This window comes from Bifidobacterium sp. MSK.13.1 (assembly GCF_019131435.1).
Taxonomy (GTDB): Bacteria; Actinomycetota; Actinomycetes; order Actinomycetales; family Bifidobacteriaceae; genus Bifidobacterium; species Bifidobacterium pseudocatenulatum.
Genome location: NZ_JAHOMM010000001.1, coordinates 261,042 through 286,910, shown reverse-complemented (window position 1 = coordinate 286,910; position 25,869 = coordinate 261,042). Strand labels below are relative to the sequence as shown.

General features: G+C 59.9%; 12 protein-coding genes and 1 tRNA gene. All 13 read left to right on the top strand.

Annotated features, from left to right (window positions below; genetic code table 11):
* Window positions 1-103 precede the first annotated feature (103 nt).
* The 13 genes from KSY55_RS01250 to KSY55_RS01190 all read left to right on the top strand — a co-directional run bounded on the left by KSY55_RS01250 (window position 104) and on the right by KSY55_RS01190 (window position 25,862).
* Window positions 104-2,014: a biotin carboxylase N-terminal domain-containing protein gene (locus tag KSY55_RS01250; protein ID WP_217749442.1), complete on the top strand. Its 1,911-nt coding sequence runs from the start codon at window positions 104-106 to the stop codon at window positions 2,012-2,014.
* Entirely contained in the window at window positions 2,014-3,678 is a 1,665-nt protein-coding gene (locus KSY55_RS01245; protein ID WP_217749441.1) for an acyl-CoA carboxylase subunit beta, read from the top strand. The genes KSY55_RS01250 and KSY55_RS01245 overlap by 1 nt, the downstream gene beginning before the upstream one ends.
* 84 nt (window positions 3,679-3,762) lie before the next feature.
* A complete protein-coding gene (locus tag KSY55_RS01240) occupies window positions 3,763-13,095 on the top strand; it encodes a type I polyketide synthase (protein ID WP_217749440.1) in 9,333 nt (3,110 codons plus the stop codon).
* 320 nt (window positions 13,096-13,415) lie between these two features.
* Entirely contained in the window at window positions 13,416-13,874 is a 459-nt protein-coding gene (locus KSY55_RS01235; protein WP_004220105.1) for a holo-ACP synthase, read from the top strand.
* A gap of 162 nt (window positions 13,875-14,036) precedes the next feature.
* Window positions 14,037-15,854, top strand: a complete 1,818-nt coding sequence (locus KSY55_RS01230; protein WP_022245276.1) for an alpha-amylase family protein — start codon at window positions 14,037-14,039, stop codon at window positions 15,852-15,854.
* Window positions 15,855-15,942: 88 nt separating this feature from the next.
* A tRNA-Gly gene (locus KSY55_RS01225) sits at window positions 15,943-16,016 on the top strand.
* A 134-nt stretch (window positions 16,017-16,150) separates the two neighbouring features.
* Window positions 16,151-16,825 (top strand): hypothetical protein, encoded by a 675-nt coding sequence (locus tag KSY55_RS01220; RefSeq protein ID WP_217749439.1) that lies wholly within the window; start codon window positions 16,151-16,153, stop codon window positions 16,823-16,825.
* A gap of 131 nt (window positions 16,826-16,956) precedes the next feature.
* Window positions 16,957-17,226 (top strand): 30S ribosomal protein S15, encoded by a 270-nt coding sequence (gene rpsO / locus KSY55_RS01215; protein ID WP_003807806.1) that lies wholly within the window; start codon window positions 16,957-16,959, stop codon window positions 17,224-17,226.
* A 228-nt stretch (window positions 17,227-17,454) separates the two neighbouring features.
* Window positions 17,455-20,124: a polyribonucleotide nucleotidyltransferase gene (locus KSY55_RS01210; protein ID WP_055062996.1), complete on the top strand. Its 2,670-nt coding sequence runs from the start codon at window positions 17,455-17,457 to the stop codon at window positions 20,122-20,124.
* A gap of 183 nt (window positions 20,125-20,307) precedes the next feature.
* Complete coding sequence (locus KSY55_RS01205; RefSeq protein ID WP_065435465.1) at window positions 20,308-20,868, top strand: LemA family protein; 561 nt, start codon at window positions 20,308-20,310, stop codon at window positions 20,866-20,868.
* Window positions 20,869-20,979: 111 nt separating this feature from the next.
* Entirely contained in the window at window positions 20,980-23,190 is a 2,211-nt protein-coding gene (locus KSY55_RS01200; protein WP_217749438.1) for a DUF2207 domain-containing protein, read from the top strand.
* A gap of 107 nt (window positions 23,191-23,297) precedes the next feature.
* Window positions 23,298-24,161, top strand: coding sequence for an aldo/keto reductase (locus tag KSY55_RS01195; RefSeq protein WP_117656171.1), 864 nt, complete (start codon window positions 23,298-23,300; stop codon window positions 24,159-24,161).
* 162 nt (window positions 24,162-24,323) lie between these two features.
* Window positions 24,324-25,862: a U32 family peptidase gene (locus tag KSY55_RS01190; RefSeq protein ID WP_022245282.1), complete on the top strand. Its 1,539-nt coding sequence runs from the start codon at window positions 24,324-24,326 to the stop codon at window positions 25,860-25,862.
* Window positions 25,863-25,869 lie beyond the last annotated feature (7 nt).

Here is a 25,869-nt window from a genome sequence, read left to right as displayed (position 1 = left end):
TTGCCAAGTTTCGGTAACGTTTGTGGAGCCTTACAAAAAGATTGCGTGTCTTTTGTGGGAAACGAGTTCACGATTTTTCGTTCGCGCGACCAAACTTGACGTTATGCCTAAAAATGTCAACAAACTTCTGGTGGCGAATCGCGGCGAAATCGCGCTTCGCGTAGTGCGCACCGCCCGTGAGATGGGGATTCCCACGGTTGCGGTGTACGCGGAGCAGGATCGCCATGCACAATACGTGCAGATGGCTGACGACGCATATCTGCTTTCCGGAGACACGTATAAAGACACCTATCTCAACGAGGATCTGCTGATCGACATTCTGCAGCGCAGCGGTGCCGACGCAGTGCATCCAGGCTACGGATTCCTTTCCGAAGTGGCCACTTTCGCGCAGAAAGTGATCGATGCGGGTGCGGCTTGGGTTGGTCCGAATCCGAAAGCCCTCGTGGATTTGGGGGATAAGATCACCGCACGTCGTGTGGCCACGTTCGCCAAAGTTCCGCCGGTTCCCGGCATTTCCCAGTCGATTTCCGACATGCGATTGCTGCTGGATTTCGCGCACACGCACGGTTATCCGCTCATGCTTAAGCGTACCGATGGCGGCGGCGGTCGCGGCATCACGCTCGTGCACAACGATGACGAGCTGCGCGGTTTCTACATGAATCATGATGCGCTGCAGGGCGGTGATCTGAACGAATATTTCGTGGAACGATTCATCGACAAAGGACGTCACGTCGAAACGCAGTGCGGCCGCGACTCGCACGGCAACTTCACCGTGTATTCCACGCGCGACTGCTCCGTGCAGCGCCGCAATCAGAAGCTTGTCGAAGAGGCGCCGGCACCGTTCCTTTCCTCCGAGGTGACCGACCAGCTGGAAACCTACTCTCGCCGACTGTTCGAAGCCGTCGATTACGAGGGGCTTGGCACCTGCGAATTCATGGTGACCGAACAGGGCAAAGTGTACTTCCTGGAAGTCAATCCGCGTCTGCAGGTGGAGCATACCGTCAGCGAGGAGGTCTGCGGACTTGACCTGGTGCGCGAGCAGCTGACTATCGCCAACGGTGGGGAACTGACCGTGAACCATCCGCCTCGTGGACACAGTTTTGAACTGCGCCTGACCTGCGAGGATCCGGCGAAGAACCTCGCGCCAAGCTCCGGCACGCTGGCCTCGTTGCGCTGGCCGTCCGGCCCGGGCATCCGTGTGGATTCCGGCGTGGTCGAAGGCGACACCATTTCGCCGAAATTCGATTCGATGATGGGCAAACTCGTGGTCACCGCATCTGACCGAGCGGCAGCAGTGGCCCGCGTGCGCCGCGCCTTGAGCGAGCTGAAGGTGGAAGGCGTGCCGACTCCGGCAAGCTTGTTCGAACAGATTTTCAACGACGACGAATTCACCGCCGAACACGGTGTTGCATACGATGTCAGCACCAAATGGCTGGAACGCAAGTACCTCAACAAGGAAGCCGCATCATCGCAAGGCGGGCAGCCGGCGTCCATGTCTGGCGCTTCCGAGGTCGACAAGAAGGAATCCAGCGAAACCTTCGTCATCGAAGTCAACAATCGCCGAGTGTCGCTGACCGTGCCGAACGACATCGTCGCCAACCTGACGGGCGGTGCCAAAGCTCGTGACGCGAAACGTGCCATCCAGCCGCTGCGTGGGCAGGGACTGCATCATGCGCAGAAAAAACAGCAAAGCAACGACGGCCAATCCGGTGTGATCGCAAGCCCGATGCAGGCCGTCGTGACGCGTATCAATGTGGCCGAAGGCCAGCAGGTGGCCAAGGGCGACCTGCTCGTCGTGCTCGAATCCATGAAGATGGAAAACTACGTGTATGCGCCGGTCAAGGGCGCTGTCACCAAGATTTTCGTGGGACCCGCGGCGGGCGTGGAAGCCGGCGAAACGTTGATGACCATCGACGTGACCGGAGCGAACGGTACGAAAGCCGGCGAAAACGGCGCAACTGGCGCTGCTGTTGACGGAACCGCAACCGACGGAACTATGGAAGGGGGTAAGTGATGACTGATATCATCGCAAGCCCGGCCGTCAAAGAAGCCGTGAAGATCGTAATGGAGCAGCAGGAGCGACTCGGCAAAAACGCGGCCGAAGCCGTCTCCGCGGCCGACCTGCCGGGCGCATCCCAGCCAATCCGCGCATCCGTGCTTCGTGCGGCGCAACTCGCGCACGAAGCGGAAGATCATGCCCGCAATCGCCAGCATGTCAAAGGCAAGCTGACGGCGCGCGAACGTCTTGACCTGCTGCTTGACACCGGTTCCTTCGAGGAAATCGGACGATTCTGCGGCGGCGACATCAACGGCGGACGCGCGGGAGCGGCGGTCATCACCGGTTTCGGCGAAGTGTTCGGACGCAAAGTGGCCGTATACGCACAGGACTTTTCCGTGCGCGGCGGCACGCTGGGAGTCGCGGAAGGCCGCAAGATCTGCCGATTGATGGACAAAGCGCTCGACTTGAAAGTGCCGATCATCGCGCTTATCGATTCGGGCGGCGCCCGCATTCAAGAGGGCGTGGCCGCGCTGACGCAATACGGGCATCTGTTCCGTAAAACCTGCGACGCCAGCGGTTTCGTGCCGCAGCTCTCGCTGATTCTCGGCCCATGCGCGGGTGGAGCCGTGTACTGCCCGGCACTGACCGATCTGATCATCATGACCCGTGAAAACTCCAACATGTTCGTCACCGGTCCTGACGTGGTCAAAGCGGCCACAGGCGAAGTGATCAGCATGGACGACCTCGGCGGCGGATATGTGCACAACGCCACCTCCGGTGTGGCGCACTACCTGGGCGAAGACGAAGCCGACGCGATCGACTACGCACGAACCGTGCTCGCCTACCTGCCGTCCAACTCCGACCTGCAGCCGCCCACCTACGCGTACGCCGCAACCCGCGCCGACCGTGACGTGGCCAAGCGACTTGCCACCATCGTGCCGGACAACGACCGCCAGCCGTACGACGTGCTCGACGTGATCCGCTGCATCGTGGACTACGGCGAATTCGTGCAGGTGCACGAGCTGTTCGCAAGCTCCGCAGTGGTGGGATTCGCCTGCGTGAACGGGCAGCCGGTCGGCATTGTGGCAAACCAGCCGAACGTCAACGCGGGCATCCTCGACGTGGATTCCTCCGAAAAAGTGGCACGATTCGTGCGTCTGTGCGACGCGTTCAACCTGCCGGTCGTCACCTTGGTGGACACCCCCGGATACAAGCCTGGCGCCGAACAGGAACATGCGGGCATCATCCGCCGCGGCGCGAAAGTGATCTACGCCTACGCCAACGCGCAAGTGCCGCTGGTCACCGTGATCCTACGCAAAGCCTTCGGCGGAGCCTATATCGTGATGGGATCCAAAGCCATCGGAGCCGACCTCAACTACGCGTGGCCATCCAGCCAAATCGCAGTGCTCGGCGCGGCCGGAGCGGTGAACATCATCCACCGCAAAGACCTGCAGAAAGCCAAAGACGCAGGCAAAGACGTCGAAGCGCTCCGAGCCAAATACGTGACCGACTACGAACGCACCACCGTCAACGCGAATCTATCGCTGGAAATGGGCGAAATCGACGCCATGATCGACCCCGAGCAAACCCGCGAAACCATCATCGAATCGCTCAAACTGCTCTCCAGCAAGAAACGCGTGCGCAAAACCACCAAACACCACGGCAACCAGCCGTTGTGACGGGCGCAAAGTGCGCGGATGAATCGTAAGCAAACGTAAACGCAAGAACACATCGCAAGATTTTTGAAACAAGTAAGGAACATCATGAACACCTTTTTTCTTGACCGACTGAACAGCGAGCCGCACGCACTCGCCTTCGCAGGCCAATCCACCCCATGGCCGGTGACGCTCGCCGACCAGAGCGCCAATCCGGTGCTCGACGAAGCCCTGCATACCCACGCCGACGCAGCCCAGGCACTGCTGTACCCGGTGTCAGCCGACCTGCTCGCCACCACCGGGCGCCCGGTCGACCTGTTTGGATTCGAGCCGAATCCAGCGCGACTCGGCGCTGCCGCAGCGGCTTCCGCCAGCGTTCCGGGCATTGCTCTCGCCCAGTTGGGTGCGCTGCTCGATGCTGCTTCCCTCGGCTACAATCCCGCCGTTGCCAAGCCGGTTGCCGTGCTCGGTCACTCCCAAGGCGTGCTCGCCGTGCACATGGTGCAGGCGATCGTCGAAGCGGGTTCCATTGAGGCGGCTTCCGCGCAAATCGATGAAATTCTTGCGATTGCCACGCTGATCGGCGTTGCCGGCACCCGTCAGGCGCGTCAGCTTGGTCTTGCCGCACGTCACGGCGAAGCCACGCCGATGCTGTCTGTCAAGGACATCACCCGCGCCCAGGTGGATGCGCTGATCAAGCGTGTTTCCGGTGCCCGAGGCCCGATCGCCGTGGCAGTCACCAATTCCGCCACGCATTATGTGCTCTCCGGCTACCCGGAGGATCTGGCCGCGTTCGGCGTGGAAGTGGCCAAGGAGCACAAGCACCAGGCCAAGCTGCGCGAAGAGAAGGTGCGTGGCGGTCGCGTGTTCGAACCGGTGCTCGAATACCTTGACGTGACCCTGCCGTTCCACAGCCCGCTTATGGCCGAGGCTGTTTCACAGGCTGTTTCATGGGCGGAATCCTGCGGAATCAACGCCGACCACGCTCGCGAGCTCGCCGCCGAAGTGCTGCTCAACCATGTGGATTGGGCCGCACGCGTGCGTGCGCTCATGAAATCCACCGATCCGAGCGCCCTGTGGGTGTTGGACTTTGGCCCGGGAACCACCGTCGGCAAGCTGTTCTCCACCGTTGCCCAAGGCACCGGTGTCGGCGTGGTGGAAGCCTCCACCGTGGCCGATCGTGGCGCGCTTTCCACGCTGGAAACCCTGCCGGAGCGCACCCAGAACTGGACCCGCTTCGCACCAAGCATCATCCACACCTCCGCCGGAGACAAGGTGCGTACCGCATTCACCGAACTGACCGGCAAAGCGCCGGTGCTGCTCGCCGGCATGACCCCGACCACCGTGGAACCGGAAATCGTGGCGGCGGCCGCCAACGCCGGCTACTGGGCGGAACTCGCAGGCGGCGGTCAGGTGACCGCCAGCGTGTTCGACCGTCATGTCGCCAAGCTGGAAGAAGAGCTTGAAGAAGGCCGTACCGTTGAATTCAACGCGATGTTCATGGACCGCTACCTGTGGAACCTGCAGTTCGGATCCCAGCGTATCGTGCCGAAGAAGCGTGCCAGCGGCACCCCGATCGACGGCGTGGTCGTGTCCGCGGGCATTCCGGAACTTGACGAGGCCGTGGAACTCATCCACACTCTCAACGCCGACGGATTCCCGTACGTGAGCTTCAAGCCGGGCACCGTCGACCAGATTCGCCAGGTGGTGCGCATCGCCAAGGCCGTCGCTCCGGTCAAGGTGCTCATCGAAGTCGAAGGTGGTTCCGCAGGTGGACACCATTCGTGGGAATCATTGGACGATCTGCTGCTGAGCACCTATGCCGAAGTGCGTGAACAGGCCAATCTGGTGCTCGTGGTCGGCGGCGGCATCGGCACGCCGGAACGCGGAGCCGACTACATCACCGGCGAATGGTCCGCCGAATACGGTCGCCCGCTCATGCCGGTGGACGGCGTGCTTGTCGGCACCGCCGTGATGACCGCCAAAGAGGCGCACACCAGCCCTGAAGTCAAGCAGATGCTCGTCAACACTCCAGGCATTCCCGCCAAGGGAGCAGACGTCGATCCGTTCGCTCCGCTGGGCGAACAGTGGGTGCCGAGCGGCCAAGCCAAGGGTGGAGTCACCTCCGGCCTGAGCCACCTGCATGCCGATATTTACGAGCTGGAAAACTCTTCCGCGCGTTGCGGACGCCTGCTGGTGCGCGTGATGAAGCATCCGGAAGAGCTGGAAAGCCGCCGTGAGGAAATCATCGATGCGTTGAACGCCACCGCGAAGCCGTATTTCGGTGACCTGAAGGCCATGACCTATCTCGCATGGGCACAGCGTTTCGCCGATCTCGCTTTCCCGTGGGTAGATGAAACCTATGCCGATCGCTTCCTGCACTTGCTACAGCGTATCGAAGCCCGCGTCACCACGAAGGAAAGCGGCGAATTCGCATCGCTGTTCGCATCCCGTGCCGATGTGGAATCCGATCCGCATGCGGCCATCGCCAAGCTTGCCGAAGCCTATCCGCAAGCTGATGAACTGACCGTCACCCCGATGGATGAAGCTTGGTTCCCGGTGCTCGTGCGTGAATACCCGAAGCCAATGCCGTTCGTGCCCGTCATCGACAACGACCTGCTGCGTTGGTGGGGTCAGGATCAGCTGTGGCAGTCCGAAGACTCCCGTTACTCCGCCGATTCCGTGCGTATTATTCCTGGTCCGATCTCCGTTGCGGGCATCACCACCGTTGACGAACCGGTCGCCGACATTCTTGGCCGTTTCGAAGAGGCCATGGTCAAGCGCGTTTCCGCCGAATCGCCAAGCGCAGACAAAACCGCGTTTGCCCAGCTCGGCGCGGCATCTTCCGCAGAAGAATTCATTCGCAAATCCCCGAACATCTCGTGGGTGGGCCATCTCATGGCAAACCCGGCGTACGGTACCAGCAACGGTGACGCCAACTACGAAATCCGCAAGATTTCCAGCGAAGGAAGCATCGAAAAGTACGATCTCGACATTCATCTCGATACCTACTGGGACAACGATCCTGACGGTGGCGCATCCAAGCACGCCGTACGCGACATCGTCATCCCGCTGAACGTGGACGGCAACGAATCCGGGCTCTTCCCGGTGGTCGACCGCGACCGCCTGCCGGAACACGTGTACCGCATGCTTGCCGACACCGCGGGCATCGGCAATACCGCCATCACCGGCGACAAGCTCACCGCCATGCCCGTTATTGAGCAGGTGGCAGACAAAGCCGCCCATCCGTTCGGACAGGCGCATACCAGCTACACGCTGTCCGCCAACCTCGGCTTCGACCATGAAGCGGCCACCGGCGGCGCGCTGCCGAGCAATCTGGTGCCGTCGCGCATCGCACCGGACGCACTCGTCGGACCGGCATGGCCCGCCATCTACGCGGCCCTCGGATCCGTATACGTCAACGGCTTCCCGGTGATCGAAGGCCTGCTCAACGCAGTGCATCTCGACCATCTCATCGAACTGGAAGTCAGCGAAGACGAGCTGCTCAAGCACACTGGCGAACAGATCGCACTGACCAGCTGGGCCGAAAACTACTTCGAATCGGCATCCGGCCGTGTGGTGACCATCCACGTCACCCACAGCGCACAAGACGGCACCGTGCTTGCCAACGAAACCGAGCGTTTCGCCATCCGTGGCCGCGCATATTCCGACGCACTGCCGCCGGAAGCGCCGGACTACGGCGGAATCGAAGCGGAAATCGAAAGCACTCCGCGCCGACTGCTGCGCCGTGTCAAGGTGACCGCTCCGCACGAGATGACCGCCTTCGCCCGTACTTCCGGCGATTTCAACCCGATCCACACCTCGCATCGTGGCGCTGCCGTTTCCGGTCTTGCGGCACCGCTCGTGCACGGCATGTGGCTCTCCGCAACCGCGCAATACGCGGTGCAGGCGCTTGACGGCAAGGGTGCGCACTACGAAATCGCAGGCTGGACCTACAACATGTACGGCATGGTGCAGCTCGACGACGAAGTGGAAATCTCCGTCGAGCGTGTCGGACGCGTGGCACACTCCGGCATGGTGCTCGAAGTGACCAGCCGCATCGACGGCAATATCGTGTCTCGTGGCACCGCCATCGTACGTGCGCCGAAGTCCGCCTTCGTCTACCCGGGCCAGGGCATACAGCAGCAGGGCATGGTGCTCGACGAGCGTGCCAAGTCCCCGGCCGCACGAGACGTGTGGGAGCGTGCCGACAAGGTGACCTGCGAGAAGCTTGGATTCTCGATCCTCGCCGTCGTGCGTGACAATCCGAAGGAACTGACCGCCAACGGCGTGACCTACCGCCATCCGGAAGGACTGCTCAACCTGACCCAGTTCACGCAGGTGGCGCTCGCCACCGTGGCATTCGCCCAGACCGCACGTCTGCGCGAAGCCGGCGCCGACATTTGGCCGGCCTATTTCGCGGGCCACTCGCTGGGCGAATACAACGCCCTGAGCTCCTTCGCCGGCGTGATTCCGCTGGAAACCGTGATCGAACTCGTGTTCCACCGCGGTTCCACCATGCACCACCTCATTCCGCGTGACGAGAAGGGTCGCTCCAACTACCGCATGGGTGCGCTGCGTCCGAACCAGTTCGGTGTGGGCGACGACGGCGTACGCGAATACGTCGAATCCGTGTCGAAGGCTTCCGGCGAGTTCCTGCAGATCGTGAACTACAACCTGGCTGGCCAGCAGTATGCCGTGGCAGGCACCATCGCCGGTCTGAAGGCGCTGAAGGCCGATTCCGACCGCCGCGTAGCCGAATATGGCGGCAAGCCGGCATTCATGCTGGTGCCGGGCATCGATGTGCCGTTCCATTCCACGCTGCTGCGCAAGGGTGTGCCGGAATTCCGCGACAAGCTTGACGCGCTCCTGCCGCAGACCATCGATTACCGTGGTCGCTTGGTCGGACGCTACATTCCGAACCTGGTTGCGGCTCCGTTCGAAATGACGAAGGAATTCGCGGCCAAGATTCTCGAAGTCGTGCCGTCCGAGCGCATTCAGGCCGCTTTGGATGATCCGCAGATTTGGGATTCCTATGCTGCTGATGATCAGAAGCTCGGTCGATTGCTGCTTACGGAACTGCTGTCTTGGCAGTTCGCCTCCCCGGTGCGTTGGATTGAGACGCAGGCTCTGCTGTTCGGTTCCGCCGAGCAGGGCGGTCTTGGTGTGGAAGAGTATGTTGAGGTTGGTCTCGGCAATGCTCCGACACTCGCCAATCTTGGTGCCAAGACGTTGCGTCTGCCACAGTTTGCCGGTCGCGATGTGACGGTGTACAACGTTGGTCGCGATGAGGGCCGCGTATATATGACCGATTCCGATTCGTTGGTTCCGGAAGAAGATGCCGACGATTCTGCAGTTGCGGCTGCGGCTTCTTCTGCGGCTGCTGCTCCGGCTGTTGCCTCAGCTCCTGCGGCGGCTCCTGCAGCCGTTGCGGAAGTTCCGGTTGCCGCAGCTTCCGCTGGCGCTCCGTCTGGTGCCGCCGTTGCGGATATTCCATTCAAGGCATCCGATGCGATCGCCACATTGCTGGCTTACTCGGCCAAGGTTCGCCCCGATCAGATCGGCGAAAGCGATACCACCGATACGCTGACTAATGGCGTGTCTTCCCGCCGTAACCAGTTGCTTATGGACATCAGCTCCGAACTGGGCGTGGCTTCCGTGGACGGTGCCGCCGAAGCGACGGTCAAGGCGCTGAGCGCTTTGGTCAACAAGGTCGCTCCGAACTACAAGGCGTTCGGTCCGGTGCTGTCTGACATCGTGCGCGACCGTGTGCGTGGCATGTTCGGTGCCGCCGGTGTGAAGCTCGGCCAGATCACCAAGCGTGTGACCGATACATGGCAGCTTGGTGAAGGGTGGACTTCCCATGTGGTGGCTGCGCTCGTGCTCGAAACCCGTGAGGGGGCCAGCTCTCGTGGCGGTGATCTTGCCTCGTTGAGCACGGATGCCGCTTCCAATGCGGCCGCTGCCAACGCGCTGATCGATGCGGCCGTGCAGAAGGTTGCCGCCGACAAGGGCATCGCCGTTGCCATGCCGAGCGCTGGTGGCGCAGCTGGCGGGGCTGTGGTTGATTCCGCCGCTTTGGACGCGTTCGCGGCCAAGGTGACCGGTGCCGATGGCGTGCTCGCCTCCACGGCGAAGTTCGTGCTGAACCAGCTGGGCGTTGCCGCTCCGGTTGCCGAAGAAACTGCTGATGAGAACGCGGCTGTTGTGGCTGCGGTCGAAGCCGAACTCGGTGCTGACTGGCCGAAGCAGGTCGAACCTCGTTTTGACGAGCGCAAGGCCATTCTGTTCGACGATCGTTGGGCATCCGCACGTGAGGATCTGGCACGCGCCTACTACAACAACGATGAATCCGCATTGAACGGTAGCTTCATCGGTCTCGGCAAGACCATTGCCGACGAAGCCGCCTGGTATGCAGGCAAGAGCGACAACGCGGATCTGAAGGCCGCATTCAATCGTGTCGCTGCCGAAGCAGGAGAAAACGCTTCCGAATCGGCGGAAACCAGCCGTTTCGCTGGAGATATCGCCGTGGTGACGGGCGTGGCTCCGAACTCCATCGCAGCCCAGGTGGTCAACGGCCTGCTTGCAGGCGGTGCGACCGTGGTGGCCACCTCGCACAGCTTCAAGCCAAGCGTGAAGGCATGGGCCAAGCAGACCTACCGTGAGCATGCGGCCGGTGACGCCAAGTTGTGGTTGGTTCCTGCGAACCTGTCAAGCTACCGTGACGTGGACGCGTTGGTCGCTTGGGTCGGCAATGTGCAGAAGAAGACTTCCGGTGCGACCACCACGATTCTCAAACCTGCTTACGAGCCGAGCCTGTTCTTCCCGTTCGCGGCTCCGCCGGTGCATGGCAGCCTCGCCGATTCCGGCGAACTGTTCGAATCCCAGGCTCGCCTCATGCTGTGGGGTGTTGAGCGTGCGATTGCCGGACTTGCGAAGATCGGTGCCGACACCGATGTGCAGCATAAGTTGCATGTGGTGTTGCCGGGATCGCCGAACCGCGGTATTTTCGGCGGCGACGGTGCCTACGGCGAAGTGAAGAGCGCGTTTGATGCGATTGTGAACCGTGCTCGCGCCGAAAAGGTGTGGTCGAGCCGTGTGACCTTCGCCCATCCGAAGATCGGCTGGGTGCGCGGCACGGGCTTGATGGGCGGCAATGATCCGCTGGTCGAAGTGGTGGAGCGTCACGGTCTGAAGACCTATTCCACCGCCGAAATCGCGGTAGAACTGCTGAACCTTTCCACCCGCGAATCCCGTATCGAAGCAGCCAAGGCCCCGCTCGACGTGGATCTGACCGGCGGACTCGGCAACGAGCCGATCGACATCAAGGCACTGCGTGCGGAAGCCATGGAAGACGCGGCCCAAGCGGAAGCGGCGAATGCCAAGAACGCAATCGCAGGCAACGAATCCGATACCGCGGCCAAGACGCTCATCAAGGCACTGCCAAGCCCGCGTGCTCCGCGTCAGGCCAAGGTCGATCTTGCCGATTGGCAGAACGTCACCGCCCGTCCGGAAGACGAAATCGTCATCGTGTCCGTGGGTGAACTTGGCCCATGGGGCTCCGGCCGCACCCGTTTCGAAGCCGAACTCGGCATCCATTCCGACGGCCAGGTGGATCTGTCTGCCGGCGCGGTGCTCGAACTGGCATGGAATATGGGCCTGCTGACGTGGAACGACAGCCCCAAGCCGGGCTGGTACGACGTTGATGGCAACCTCGTGCCTGAGGAGGATATCGCGGAACGTTACCATGACGAGGTCGTGGCCCGTTCCGGCGTGCGTCCGTTCGACGAAGGCATGGGCAACGACTACAAGGACGGCACCGACGAGGAAGAGGCCGAGGTGTTCCTTGACCACGATGTGACCTTCTCGGTTCCGACTCGTGAGATTGCCGAAGAGTACGTCAAGCTTGATGAAGCGCACACCAGCTTCGCGGCCGATGCGGAATCCGGCGAATGGAACGTGACCCGCCATGCCGGCTCCATGATTCGCGTGCCTCGTCGCGCGGCCATGACCCGTACGGTCGGCGGCCAGTTCCCGAAGGGCTTCGATCCGGTCAAGTGGGGCATTCCGGCTTCCATGGTCGGCGACGTCGACAAGATCGCCTTGTGGAACATCGTTACTACGGTCGACGCCTACCTGTCCGCAGGCTTCACGCCGACCGAAATCCTCGAGGCGGTGCATCCGTCGATGGTGGCCTCCACGCAGGGCACCGGTTTCGGCGGCATGGCCTCCATGCGCAAGCTGTACTTGGATCGCTTCCTCAACCATGAGATTCCGACCGACATTCTGCAGGAGGCTCTGCCGAATGTTGTCGCAGCCCACGTGATGCAGTCCTACATCGGCGGCTACGGCAATATGGTTCAGCCGGTTTCCGCCTGCGCCACGGCTGCCGTCTCCCTTGAAGAGGGTGCCGACAAGATCGCGCTCGGCAAGGCCGACTTCGTGGTCACCGGTGCGATCGACGACATCGGTGTGGAATCCGTGATCGGCTTCGGCAACATGAACGCCACCGCCAATTCGGAGGAAATGTACGCCAAGGGCATCGACGCGCGCTTCTTCTCCCGTGCCAACGATCGTCGTCGTGGCGGATTCGTGGAATCCCAGGGCGGCGGCACCATCCTGCTGACCCGTGGCGATATCGCGTTGAAGCTCGGCCTGCCGGTTGCCGGCGTAATCGGATTCGTGCACTCCTACGCCGACGGCGCGCACACTTCCATTCCGGCTCCGGGATTGGGTGCGCTTGCAGCGGGCATGGGCGGCAAGGATTCCAAGCTGGTGCGCGATCTGGCCCGTCTCGGCGTCACCCCGGATGACATCGCCGTGGTTTCCAAGCACGATACGTCCACCAACGCCAACGATCCGAACGAGTCCGAACTGCACAACACGTTGGCCCACGCCATTGGCCGCGCCGACGGCAACCCGCTGTTCGTGATCTCGCAGAAGACGCTTACCGGTCATGCCAAGGGCGGTGCCTGCATCTTCCAGGTCAACGGTCTGACCCAGCTGTTCAAGTCCGGCGTGATTCCGGCCAATGCCGCCCTTGACTGCGTTGATCCGAAGCTCATGCGCGACGACCACATGGTCTGGCTGCGCGAACCGTTGAAGGTCGGCTCCGTCAAGGCTGGTCTGGCCACGTCGCTCGGCTTCGGCCACGTGTCCGGCTTTGCGGCGATCGTCAATCCGGGCGCGTTCGAAGCGGCCGTGGCCAACACCGCGGGCGTCGAAGCGTTGAACGCGTGGCGTGATTGCGCCAACGAGCGCTTGGCGGCCGGCCAGCGTCGCCTTGAGGAAGGCATGATGGGTCGCGCCGCGCTCTACGAGCCGATCGACAACCGTCGTTTCCATGAGGACGGCCGCGGCTACAACGCGCACGAGGTGGAGAAGGCCATGCTGCTCGACCCGAACGCGCGCCTGGGCGCCTCCGGCTACTTCGAAGCCTGATTCCCGCGTCTGAGCGCCTGAAATTTCTGGCGCTCAGACGCGCGATCATCAAAATCCCGTATCTGTCGCAATCTCAGTATTTCGCGGCAGATACGGGATTTTCATATTCTTGAATCACTCTACTTTCCGTCTGCACGATTTCCGTTTGGTGTCGTATTTTCACTTGTGCAGACGCGAAACGAGGGGCGCGCAATGCGGGTGGCAGAGGATGAAGCGCTTAGGTAGGATGGTGTCCTTGCATGAAAGCGAAGTGTCGCCCGCCTGTTTCGCGGAAGTCGACATGGTTCGTTTCTTCCTGAAAACTTTCGAAAGGCTGGAAAATGCTGGGTTTAGGGCATGACGTCGTGGATGTGCCTGCGTTCGCCGAGCAACTGGGCGAACCGGGGTCGCGCATGCGAAACCTGTTCTCCATGCGCGAGCTATGGCAGACCGCTCAACGTGTGCAGGTCAAAAGGGACGGTGAGGCGGTGCATCTTGCGGCCCGATGGGCGGGCAAGGAAGCTTTTCTCAAGGCGTGGTGCGAAGCGATTTCACGCAGGGCAAATGCCGATGGAGACATTGCCTATCCGTACACGCTCGACGATTTTCCTTGGGCGCGCATCGAAATACTTGACGATTCCCACGGCGTGCCCCGTGTCATGCTCTCGCCCGAGGTGCGACGCAAGTTGCGGCAATCGTTGGGATTGCCGGTTGATGGGGATGATCAATCGTGCGCAATCCATATTTCCATGAGTCATGACGGATCCGTCGCATCCGCGGTGGTGACGATAGAAGCGTGACCGCAAGTGATTGCGTCAATCGATTGACGTCAATCGCGACAACACCTCGAACCGGTTTGATAAAACCGTAAAATCACGCTACACTGGTGCCAACGTCGTGGCAACGAACGCTGCGGAATCCAACTCATAACAACGAAGTTCCCTGGGAAGAGGAGTCAAGGAATGGCACGGTCCAAATCCGACAAAGCATTTGACGAGCGCGTCGCACAATATAGTGAGGAACTGCGCGAACTATTGACGGATCTGTATGGGGAGCAGGCCGACGAAGCCTTCCGCAACCTCACCGAGCTGATGGCCAAAGCCCACGATGCGCGCCCCGCCGATCTGAAGCGTCTCGACACCAAGCGTCTCGCCGATCCGGAATGGTACAAGCGCGGCAACATGTTCGGTATGACCATGTACACCGATCTGTTCGCCGGGGATCTGAAGAAACTCGCCGACAAAGTGCCGTACCTGAAGGAACAGAAACTCACCTATCTGCACCTGATGCCACTGCTGAAAATGCCGCATCCGCAGAATGACGGCGGTTACGCAGTGGAGGATTTCGACACCGTCGACCCGTCGCTCGGCACCAACGAAGACCTCGCCGCGCTCACCAAGAAACTGCGTGCGGCGGGCATCAGCCTGTGCCTCGACTTCGTGATGAACCACACCGCATCCAGCCATCGCTGGGCCAAAGCCGCTCAAGCGGGCGATCCGAAATATCAGGACTACTACTACTGCCACGACGACCGCACCATCCCCGACCAGTATGACGCCGTGGTGCCGGAAGTCTTTCCGGCCACCGCGCCCGGCAACTTCACCTGGAACGAGCAGATGCACAAGTGGGTGCTCACCTCGTTCTATCCGTTCCAGTGGGATCTGAACTACCGCAACCCGAACGTGCTCGTGTCGGTGCTCTCCAGTGTGCTTGGCCTCGCCAATCTTGGCGTCGAAGTGTTCCGCATCGACGCGGTGCCTTACATCTGGAAGGAACTCGGCACCAACTGCCGCAATCTGCCGCAAGTGCACGCCATCGTGCGTATGCTGCGCATCGTGCTCGAATGCGTCTGCCCGGCCGTAGTGCTGAAGGGCGAAGTGGTGATGGCCCCCAAGGAGCTTGCCGCCTACTTCGGCACGCCGGAAAAGCCGGAATGCCACATGCTTTACAACGTGTCGATCATGGTGAATCTGTGGAGTGCGCTTGCCAGTGGGGACGTGCGCCTGCTCAAAGACCAGCTCGACAAGCTTAACGCGCTGCCGGAGAACTGCTGGTTCGTCAACTACCTGCGCTGCCATGACGACATCGGCTGGGGCTTGGACGAGCCGGTGGAGGAGAGCCTCGGCATCGACCCGCTCAAGCATAAGGAATTCCTGTACCACTTCTACGAGGGATCGGTGCCTGGCAGCTGGGCTATGGGAGAGCTGTACAACTACGACGAGGCATCGAAGGACGCGCGCAGCTGCGGCACCACGGCCAGCCTGTGCGGTGTGGAACGTGCGCTGATCACGCATGACAAGCCGCTGCTCGACATTTCGATGAAACGCGATCTGATGATGCATTCCGCCATGTCGTTCCTGCGTGGCTTCCCCATGCTGAGCTGCGGCGACGAAATCGTGCAGCTCAACGGCTGGGAATACAAGGAGGATCCCGATCGCGTCGAGGATTCGCGCAATCTGCATCGCAGCCCCTTCAATTGGGAGAATGCGGCCAAGCGCAAGCAGGCGGGCACGCTGCAGAAGCAGATGTGGGACGGTTTGAAGAGCGTTCGTGAGATGCGCGACGATCCCGCGTTCGCTCCGGAAGCATGGGTCACTACTTGGGATGCGCATAATGATGCGGTTCTTGCGGTGGTGCGCCACGTTGAAGGACGTACGGTATTGGGATTGTTCAATTTCTCGTCCGCACGTCAGATCGCGCGTCTTGATTCGGACGGCGATATCGAGCTTCCTGCCGAAGTTGCGTTGGAGCCGTACCAGGTTTGCGTGGTCGAAAAATAATTATTACGATTTCGACTTGCGATTGTTGAGAGAGTGTGTATAATGGCTCGAGTCGTTTCGTGTCGACTTCGGTCGGCATAGACGGTGCGCGGATGTAGCTCAATGGTAGAGCCTCAGTCTTCCAAACTGATTACGCGGGTTCGATTCCCGTCATCCGCTCCACACAATCGTTAGAGAAGAAGAAAGGCGTGCTTAAGGCACGCCTTTTGCATACCTGCCGTGCGATTGCTTCGATGACTGGGTATGCTGGACGTGTCGCGACAGCGGTGCGACAATCGCAATACAACGGAGCGGGTATGGCACAAACGCAAGGCAACAAGGTGACGGAAGTCGTCGACGGTGTGGTCGAACAGGTCGACGTTTCCAAGCATCCAACGGCATCCATTGAGGCGTCCGATCTTTCCTTGGCCGATATCGAACGGCGCAAATCGCATCCGGGGCATTGGGCGCTGTTCATCGCGCTGGTGCTGGTGGCTTTGATCGTGCCTTACTGGTGGGGACGTTTTCTTGCGGTCAAGGATGCGGCTTGGATGGTGGCCAATCTCAGCTTCCTCGATCCCAAAGGCGTGGCGCTGATTTCGTGGACGGTCACCATTATGGCGATGGCCGGTTTGGGATTGATGGTTGCGGATGTGAAGAAATGGCTGTGGGGCACGGTTTTCGTGGTGGGGCTCGCCGCCGAGCAGTTCGTCGCCGGCGTATGCCTGCTGAGCTTCAACTTTTGGAACGCCACCTACGTGATGTACGGCGATTCCTCAGGGCTGGCCAACGCGGCGAACCTTGGCATTATCGCAGCCGGATGCGGTGTCGCCGTCTATGCGGTGCTCTGGGTCGGATTGCTGGTATGCATCAAAAAGGAATCGAAATTCAATGTGCTGACGCGCAGTTGGGCATCGTTCCTGCTGTTCTTCGCGATTGAGATCATCGCGCTCGCCGTGGTGTTGTTCGGAGGTCTGCTGAACGTGGTCTGATCCGCCATTTGTTGTGGATTCGATTTGGTCTGCCCTTCGTGTATGATTTCCCCTTGGCGTGTTTCGCCCGCGGATAGAGAGCGCGCCGGTATTGGACCGGCAGCACCGCGCAGCAATATAAGGAGGATGCCGTGGCACTTACGGCTGAGGAAAAGCAGGAAATCATCAAGACTTACGCTACCCACGAGGGTGACACCGGCTCCCCGGAGGTCCAGGTTGCTCTGCTGACCAAGCGTATCGCTGATCTGACCGAGCACCTCAAGGAGCACAAGCATGATCACCACTCCCGTCGTGGTCTGCTGCTGATGGTCGGCGATCGTCGTCGTATGCTTGATTACCTCAAGCGCGTCGACATCAACCGTTACCGCTCCCTGATTGAGCGTCTGGGTCTGCGCCGATAGTTACATTCTTCCGCCCGAATGCCTTCCTTGGCGTTCGGGCGTTTTTGCATGACAGCCGCGTTGAGGAAAAGACAGTTTGAAAGCCCAAGGTTTAGGGTGCATGAGGTCTAGAATCTAAAGATGAGGAAGCGACGAAGGTAACGTCGCGTCACGCATGCAGAAATCGGTTGGAGTCCGCTGAAGAGGACTGCCGATAGTTGGTAAAAGAAAAGAAAAAGGAGGAACCCTATGGAGGGTCCCGAAATCAAGGCTGTTGAAGCCGTAATCGATAATGGTTCATTTGGCAAGCGCACGTTGCGCTTCGAGACCGGTCGTCTCGCCCAGCAGGCGGATGGTGCCGTTGCCGCCTATCTTGACGATGATTCGATGATTCTGTCGACCACCACCGCCGGTTCCAGCCCGAAGGAGAACTACGACTTCTTCCCGCTGACCGTGGACGTGGAAGAGAAGATGTACGCCGCCGGCAAGATTCCGGGCTCGTTCTTCCGCCGTGAAGGCCGTCCGAGCTCCGAGGCGATTCTGGCTTGCCGTATCATCGACCGTCCGCTGCGCCCGCTGTTCCCGCACACGCTGCGCAACGAAGTGCAGGTTGTGGAAACCGTGCTCGCCGTCAACCCGGACGATGCTTACGATGTTATCGCTCTGAACGCTGCTTCCGCTTCCACCATGATTTCCGGTCTGCCGTTCGAAGGCCCGGTTTCCGGCGTTCGCCTGGCTCTGATCGACGGCCAGTGGGTCGCTTTCCCGCGTTGGAGCGAGCGTGAGCGCGCCGTGTTCGAAATCGTGGTTGCCGGCCGTGTCGTCGAAAACGGCGACGTCGCCATCGCCATGATCGAAGCCGGCGCAGGCAAGAACGCCTGGCACCTCATCTACGACGAAGGCCAGACCAAGCCGGACGAGGAAGTCGTCGCCGGTGGTCTCGAAGCCGCCAAGCCGTTCATCAAGGTGATCTGCGAGGCTCAGGCCGAACTCAAGAAGATCGCTGCGAAGGAAACCAAGGAATTCCAGCTCTTCCCGGAGTACACCGAAGATCTGTACAACCGTATCGATGAGATCGCCCACGCCGATCTCGACGAAGCCCTCTCCATTGCCGAGAAGCTGCCTCGCCAGGATCGCATCCATGAGATCAAGGAGGGCGTCAAGGCCACGCTCGCCGGTGAATTCACCGACATGGACGATGCCGAGAAGGAAAAGGAGATCGGCAATGCGTTCAAGGAGCTGCAGCGCCAGATCGTGCGTCGCCGCATCCTGACCCAGGATTACCGCATCGATGGCCGTGGCCTGCGTGACATCCGCACCCTGTCCGCTGAAGTGGACATCGTTCCGCGCGTGCACGGTTCCGCACTGTTCCAGCGTGGCGAAACCCAGATTCTGGGCGTCACCACCCTGAACATGCTCAAGATGGAACAGCAGATCGACGCACTGTCCGGTCCGCAGTCCAAGCGTTACATGCACAACTATGAGATGCCGCCGTACTCCACCGGTGAAACCGGCCGCGTCGGCTCCCCGAAGCGCCGCGAAATCGGCCACGGTGCGCTGGCGGAGAAGGCTCTCGTGCCGGTGCTGCCGAACCGCGAAGAGTTCCCTTACGCCATCCGTCAGGTCTCCGAAGCCATTGGTTCCAACGGTTCCACCTCCATGGGTTCCGTGTGCGCGTCCACACTGTCGCTGCTCGCCGCAGGCGTGCCGCTGAAGGCCCCGGTTGCGGGCATCGCCATGGGCCTCGTGTCCGGCGATGTTGACGGCCAGCACATCTTCAAGACCCTGACCGATATTCTCGGCGCCGAAGACGCCTTCGGCGATATGGACTTCAAGGTTGCCGGTACTTCCGAGTTCATCACCGCTCTGCAGCTCGATACCAAGCTCGACGGCATTCCGGCTGACATTCTGGCCTCTGCTCTGCAGCAGGCCAAGGAAGCCCGTACCACCATTCTCGAAGTCATCAACGAGTGCATCGATGGTCCGGCCGAGATGAGCCCGTACGCACCGCGCATCATCACCACCACCGTTCCGGTCGACAAGATCGGCGAAGTCATCGGTCCGAAGGGCAAGATGATCAACCAGATTCAGGAAGAGACCGGTGCGGAGATCGCCATCGAAGATGACGGTACCGTGTTCATCTCCTCCGAAGGTGGCGACGGCGCTGAAAAGGCCAAGCAGATCATCGACCAGATCGCCAACCCGCACGTTCCTGAAGCCGGCGAAACCTACAACGGCAAGGTTGTGAAGACCACCTCCTTCGGTGCCTTCGTGAACCTGACCCCGGGCACCGACGGCCTGTTGCACATCTCCCAGATCCGTAATCTGGCCAACGGCGAGCGTATCGACGCCGTCGAAGACGTGCTCAAGGAAGGCGACACCGTTGAGGTAGTCGTGCAGGGCGTTGACGATCGCGGCAAGATCTCCCTGGCCATTCCAGGCTTCGAAGATCAGGAATCCTCCGCTCCGCGCCGTGAGCGTTCCGATCGCGATGACCGTCGCGGCAGCCGTGGCCGTCGTGATGATCGTCGTTCCGATCGTGACGATCGTGATTATGATGATCGTCCGCGTCGCCGTCGTTCCGATCGTGACGATGACCGCGATTACGATCGTGATGATCGTCCGCGTCGTCGTCGTTCCGATCGCGATGACCGTGACTACGATCGCGATGATCGTCGTTCCGATCGTGACGATCGTGATTATGATGATCGTCCGCGTCGTCGTCGTTCCGATCGCGATGACCGTGACTACGATCGTGATGATCGTCGTTCCGACCGTCGTCGCAGCAGCCGCCGCGACGACCGCAATCCGCGTTACGCAGCCGACGAGAACTACGACGAGTACCGTGCCGATCGCGAAGAGCGTTCCGAGCGTCCTCGCCGCCGCGTCCGCCGCGACTTTGATCCTTTTGAGGACTGACGCCTCAAAAGGATCCCTCGCAGCATAGCTGACTGACTGAAGTGCCCTGTACCGGAAGGTACGGGGCACTTTTGCGTTTCCATGCAGATTGCATGAAAATGAGACACGGGGGCATGAGTTTTGTCATAACGTACCTGGGCGCATGCAAGAATGGTGTGAAGAGCCATTAACGAAGGAGTCGTCATGGTCGTTGGCATTATCATTGCCGTCATCGTTGTACTTATTGTGCTTTGGGCCGTCAGCGCCTACAACGGGCTGGTCACGCTACGTAATCGTGTGAAGAACGGTTGGGCGCAGATCGACGTGCAGCTCAAGCAGCGTACCGATCTTATTCCGAACCTGGTGGAAACGGTCAAAGGTTATGCGGCCCACGAATCCCAAGTGTTCACGCAGGTCACGCAGGCCCGTGCCGGCGTGGTGCAGGCCGCGCAAAGCGGTGACGTGGCGCAGCGCATCGCTGCGGAAAACCAGCTGAGCCGCGCACTTGTCAATCTGCAGGCCGTATCCGAAAACTATCCGCAGCTGCAGGCCAATACGAATTTCATGGATTTGCAGAATCAGCTGAAATCGTTGGAAGAGAAGATCGCCTACGCACGCCAGTTCTACAACGATGTCGTGCAGAAGTACAATACCCAGACCGAGGTTGTGCCGACCAATATTATCGCCGGCTTGTTCCATTTCGAACAGGCCCCCTACTTCCAGGTGGACGAAGCGGATCGTCAGGTTCCGCAAGTTAAGTTCTGACATGCATGTAAAGCCCCGTCCGATGACGATGGGGCTTTACTGTTCAATTCGGCTTGTACGGCCATCTGTTGTACGGCCATCTGAGGGAAGAAGAAGCGAGAAAGAGGGATTATGACGGCCAAACAGCATGCGTCGCGAGCGGTGCGCAGCTTCGGTATCGCGATCGTCGTCACCGTTGGCGTTGTAGCGGCCATATTGCTGGCCATCGCATTGGATGACGGTGGGGCCGATCTGAGCTACAAAACGCTCGACTACGATGTGCAGGTGCAAAGCAATGGCGATTTGAAAATCACCCAACACATCGATATGAAACTCGCCGACCGCAGCGATGACGACGGCGACCATCCGTGGAAGCAGCTGTACCAGCAGTACACGCTGAAGGAAAGCAACCTGACCAATATCACCGATATCAGCGTGCGCAACGCGACGACGGGAGAGACCTACCAGCAGGGTGATATCGCAATCCCAAGCAGCTATAGCACCGACGAATGGAATCGAGAACATGCGGGGCAGTGGTATATCGCCGATGTTTCGCAAGGTGACAGCAATCCGCAGCCGTTCGATCCCGCAAAAGACGGTCTTGTTGCCGACAATACCGACGATCGTTCCAAGAAAATCGAAATCGGCTGGAATATTCCCGCCACCACGTCGGCGAGCAGCCTGAAATTCGATGTGACCATGACCATGCAGGGCGTGGCCACCGCCTATCAAGACGTGGCCACGTTCCAATGGGAGCCGCTCGGCGTGAGCAATCAGATTCCCATCGGCAAGGTCACCGGAACCGTCACGTTCCCGGATGGCATTACGGCGGATAATTCATGGGCCTGGCTGCACACCGAACGTACGTCAACCACCGAACGTGGTGATAAGGGGTCGTTGCAGTTCACCGTGCACGACGTTCGTGCCGGCGACTATGTTGACGTGGTCGCCATGTTCGACGTCGGTGCGACCAGCGGTGTGGCACGCACTCGTGATACCACCATCAAAAACGGCATTATGGAAAGCGAGGCCCAACAGGAGCAGCAGTGGCGTGACCGGCAGCGCACAAAAGCGCGTATCCGCCTGATCACGTGGATCGCCATTGCCGTGGCCGGGCTGATCTTGTGTGTGATCGCCGTTGTGCTCGCATTGCACAGTTTCGATCGTTCGCAATACCACGGTGACATCGAGTATTGGCGTGACGAGCCGGAAATGAGCCCCGCCAGCGCTGCGGAACTGCTGCATATCGTTGACAACAAGCATTCGAAAACACTGTCGAGCCGAAAAATGTCGGCTTCCGTGCTCTCGCTCGCTTCGCGTGGAGCAATCGCCATTTACCCGGGGCCGGCCGCCATGTATCGGGGCATTGATATGAGTCGGTCTCGCAATGCCGATATCGCGCAGCTGATTTCCAATGATCCAGCTCGTGCGCGTGATGCAGGCAAAACCAGCACCATCGTGATACTGCCGGTGGTGTTCGATAACCCGCAGTCATTGGCGCTGAGCCAGAGCGAACGTACCGCGCTCGACCTGCTGGTGAAGGCGTCCGAACGCATTGGTTCTCCGGTGTTCGATCTGAAACAGATGGACAAGAATTTCTCCGATTGGTCGAAGGGCTACAAGTATCAGGAAAAGTTTACGAATGCGTGCAGTAGCGAATTCTCCATGTTGGGTGCCACTTCGTCATGCGGCGGGGGAGCGTTCGCCGCAGGCATCTGCGCCGCGATCCTGGCGTTCCTTTCCATAGTGTATTTTGGCGTGATCGGCAATCTTGCGTTGGTCGTGCTGATTTCCGCGCCGATGATGTTCGCGTCCGTGTTTGCGCTGAGCTACCTCAAATTGAAGGGGCTTAACGACAATGGTCAGCGTCTTGCCGGTCAGGTGGTCGGTTTGAAACGGTATATGGAGGATTTCAGCGACTTCCGTGATCGTGGTGTGGCTGATCTGACGTTGTGGGGTCGCTACATGGTGTACGCCACCGCGTTCGGCATTTCCGAAAAGGCGATGAAGCAGCTGCTCAAGGCGTACCCGCAGCTTGCCGACCCGAATTGGCTTGATGCCAACGCTTCCGATTCGCTGCTTTACTGGAGTTACCGTTCATGGTATTTCAATCATCATTACGCCGGTCCTGCTTCGTTTGATACGAATTCGATGGATTTCTCGCCGAGCGCCAATTTTGGTGATATTGGCGCGCAGTTGGAATCAGGTTTTGCTGATATTCAATCGACGATTGCCGCGGCATCTCCGTCCAGCAGTTACGGTGGTTCCGGTGGTAGCTTCTCCGGCGGTGGTTTCGGCGGTTCCTCCGGTGGTTCCGGCGGCGGCAGCTTCGGTGGTCGCTGATCTGCGGCATTACGCGCATGTTTGGTGGGTTTGTTGTCTGCTGAGGCGGGTCGGCTGGTAAGGTTGCATTCGGAAAGACACTCTGTACGTTGTTGAAGGAGATCGGGATGGCTTTGTTCCGTAATCTTGGACCGTTCCGCACCACGGCCATCGGCCATGGTGAAATGCCGTTGACCATTGAAAACAATCGTGGTCACGATGTCGGTATCGAAACATTGCACGCCTCGTTGGATGCCGGATGCCGTCACATCGACACCGCTTGGGCGTACTACACGCCGGGCGAAGAGGAACAGACCGGCGAAAAGCTGGTGCGTGAGGCGCTTGACTCGTGGAAGGGCCCGCGTGAGGAAGTCACCGTGGCCACCAAGGTGGGCTTGCGCCGCGCTTGGGAGGGTGACAAGCCGGTTTGGCCGCGTGACGGCAAGCCGGAGCATCTGATCGAATACGGCAAGCAGTCCGCGATGGCGCTTGGCGTTGACAGCATCGATCTGCTGTACCTGCACCGTCATGATCCGGAAGTGCCGTACAACGAGTCCTGCGAAGGCATCAAGGCGCTGCTCGATCAGGGCGTGGCCCAGTGGGCGGGTGTTTCCAACGTGAGCATCGAACAGTTGAAGATCGCGCAGGAGATCCTCGGCGACAAGCTTGTGGCCGTGCAGAACCAGTATTCTCCGATTCATCTGGACACCCAAGATACGCTTGACTATTGCGCCGAGCAGGGTCTGGCGTTCGTGTGCTGGAGTCCGTTGGGCGGCTACCGTCACCCGTACGACGAGCGCCTGTTCGATCCGTTCCGCGAGGTGGCCGAAGCCCGTGGCGTGAGCTACCAGCGTGTGGTGCTCGCATGGGAGCTGGCCAAGGGCGACCACATGTTCGTGATTCCCGGCGCCCATCGACCGGAAACCATTCTCGATTCCCTCAAGGCCGACGAGCTCGAACTCACCGAAGAGGAACTCGCCAAACTCGGCTGAGTGTCAGATTCGCAACGTTTTGCGTCAAGGCGTCCGTCTCCACGATGGACGCCTTTGTTTTTCCGCATGTGTTTTTCCTCGTATGTATTTCCCGGATGCGGCAGAAGTGTCCCGTGAATAGTCGAGAATATAGAGCGGAAAAATCGAGTAAGAGGAACAAGCGTGCAAAGAAGAAACAAGCCTGAAGTATTGGCTCCCGCGGGCAATCTGCGAGGACTGAAAACCGCCGTCGATTACGGTGCGGACGCCGTCTACTGCGGAGGTAAAGCGTTCGGCATGCGTTCGGCGCCGAAAAACCTGAGTTTGGAGGATTTCGAAGAAGGCTCCCGTTACGCGCATGAGCGTGGCGCTCGCGTGTATGTGACCTGCAATGTGTTGCCGCGCAACAATGAAGTCGAAGCGATGCGCGAATACATCGGCCAGCTCAAAGACACCGGCGTGGACGCACTGATCGTTTCCGACATTGGCGTGATGCTCATGGCTCGCGAAGTGGCGCCGAACCTGGAACTGCATGTGAGCACGCAGGCGGGAGTCACCAACTATCAGGCAGCGAACGCCTTCTACCAGTTGGGTGCACGTCGTGTGGTGCTTGCCCGTGAAATGGATCTGCAGGCCGTGCGAGACATTCGCGCACGCATTCCCGACGATCTTGACATCGAATGCTTCGTGCATGGCGCGATGTGCATGGCGTTCTCCGGTCGTTGTCTGTTCTCCAATTATCTGACCGGACGTGACGGCAATCATGGCGAATGCGCTCAACCGTGCCGCTGGAAGTATTCCATCGTCGAAGAAAAGCGTCCCGGCCAGTATTTTCCGATAGAACAGACTAAGGAAGGCGCGTATCTGTTCAATTCGCAGGATATGAACATGCTTGCGCATATCGACGATCTGCTTGATTCGGGTGCGACCAGTCTGAAAATCGAAGGACGTTCCAAGAGCGCCTACTATATTGCGGCGATGACGAACGCTTACAAGACCGCCGTTGACGCATACATGGTGCAACGCGGTTTTGAAGACGAGGATGGCACTGTGCTGAAGCCATTCCATGACCGTGTGATTCGCCCGTCTGATCCGGATTACGGCAAGCCGGAAACCACCGATTTGATTATGGAACATGCGGATGGCGCGTTCGCGGGGAAGCCGGATATTGCAACCGTTCCAGTCGCTTCCGCCGGCGAACCGGATGATCTGAGCTACCATGCGCGTAGTACGAGGCGTAAGTCGAACACGGCTGCGGAAATCCTGCCGGAAGGCTGGTATCACGCCGGAGTGCGCCCGGCGGAACACGTGTCCCTGCCTGACTGGTTGCTGGACGAGCCAGACAAGGTGGCGCACCGCGACTATTCCACCGGCTTCTACTATCCGGAACACAAAGTGCAGCAAAGCACCGACCGTTCCGCGTATTTCCGCGCTTGGCTGGTGGTTGGCGAAGTGCTCTCGTGGAGTGAAGAAGACGGCGGCCGTGTGACCATTATGAGCCGCAACAAAATCGAAGCCGGTCAGGAAGTCGAATTCGTGCTACCGGGCGCGGCGCCGCTCGCCTACACCGTTCCCGCAGGCGGATTCCGTGACGCTGACGGACATTGGGTCGAATCCATCAACAATCCGGCGCATGTCTTCTCCATGCCATGCCCGCAGGAAGTGCCCGTGAACGCAGCCATCCGATCTCGTACCAAAAAGCCGACGCTCAAAGCGGAATAATTGCGAA

Coding starts and splice junctions, on each gene's coding strand:
- KSY55_RS01240 (WP_217749440.1), top strand. CDS start 3,763: ATGAACACCTTTTTTCTTGACCGACTGAACAGCGAGCCGCACGCACTC.
- KSY55_RS01230 (WP_022245276.1), top strand. CDS start 14,037: ATGGCACGGTCCAAATCCGACAAAGCATTTGACGAGCGCGTCGCACAA.
- KSY55_RS01250 (WP_217749442.1), top strand. CDS start 104: ATGCCTAAAAATGTCAACAAACTTCTGGTGGCGAATCGCGGCGAAATC.
- KSY55_RS01220 (WP_217749439.1), top strand. CDS start 16,151: ATGGCACAAACGCAAGGCAACAAGGTGACGGAAGTCGTCGACGGTGTG.
- KSY55_RS01195 (WP_117656171.1), top strand. CDS start 23,298: ATGGCTTTGTTCCGTAATCTTGGACCGTTCCGCACCACGGCCATCGGC.
- KSY55_RS01245 (WP_217749441.1), top strand. CDS start 2,014: ATGACTGATATCATCGCAAGCCCGGCCGTCAAAGAAGCCGTGAAGATC.
- KSY55_RS01235 (WP_004220105.1), top strand. CDS start 13,416: ATGCTGGGTTTAGGGCATGACGTCGTGGATGTGCCTGCGTTCGCCGAG.
- KSY55_RS01205 (WP_065435465.1), top strand. CDS start 20,308: ATGGTCGTTGGCATTATCATTGCCGTCATCGTTGTACTTATTGTGCTT.
- KSY55_RS01210 (WP_055062996.1), top strand. CDS start 17,455: ATGGAGGGTCCCGAAATCAAGGCTGTTGAAGCCGTAATCGATAATGGT.
- KSY55_RS01200 (WP_217749438.1), top strand. CDS start 20,980: ATGACGGCCAAACAGCATGCGTCGCGAGCGGTGCGCAGCTTCGGTATC.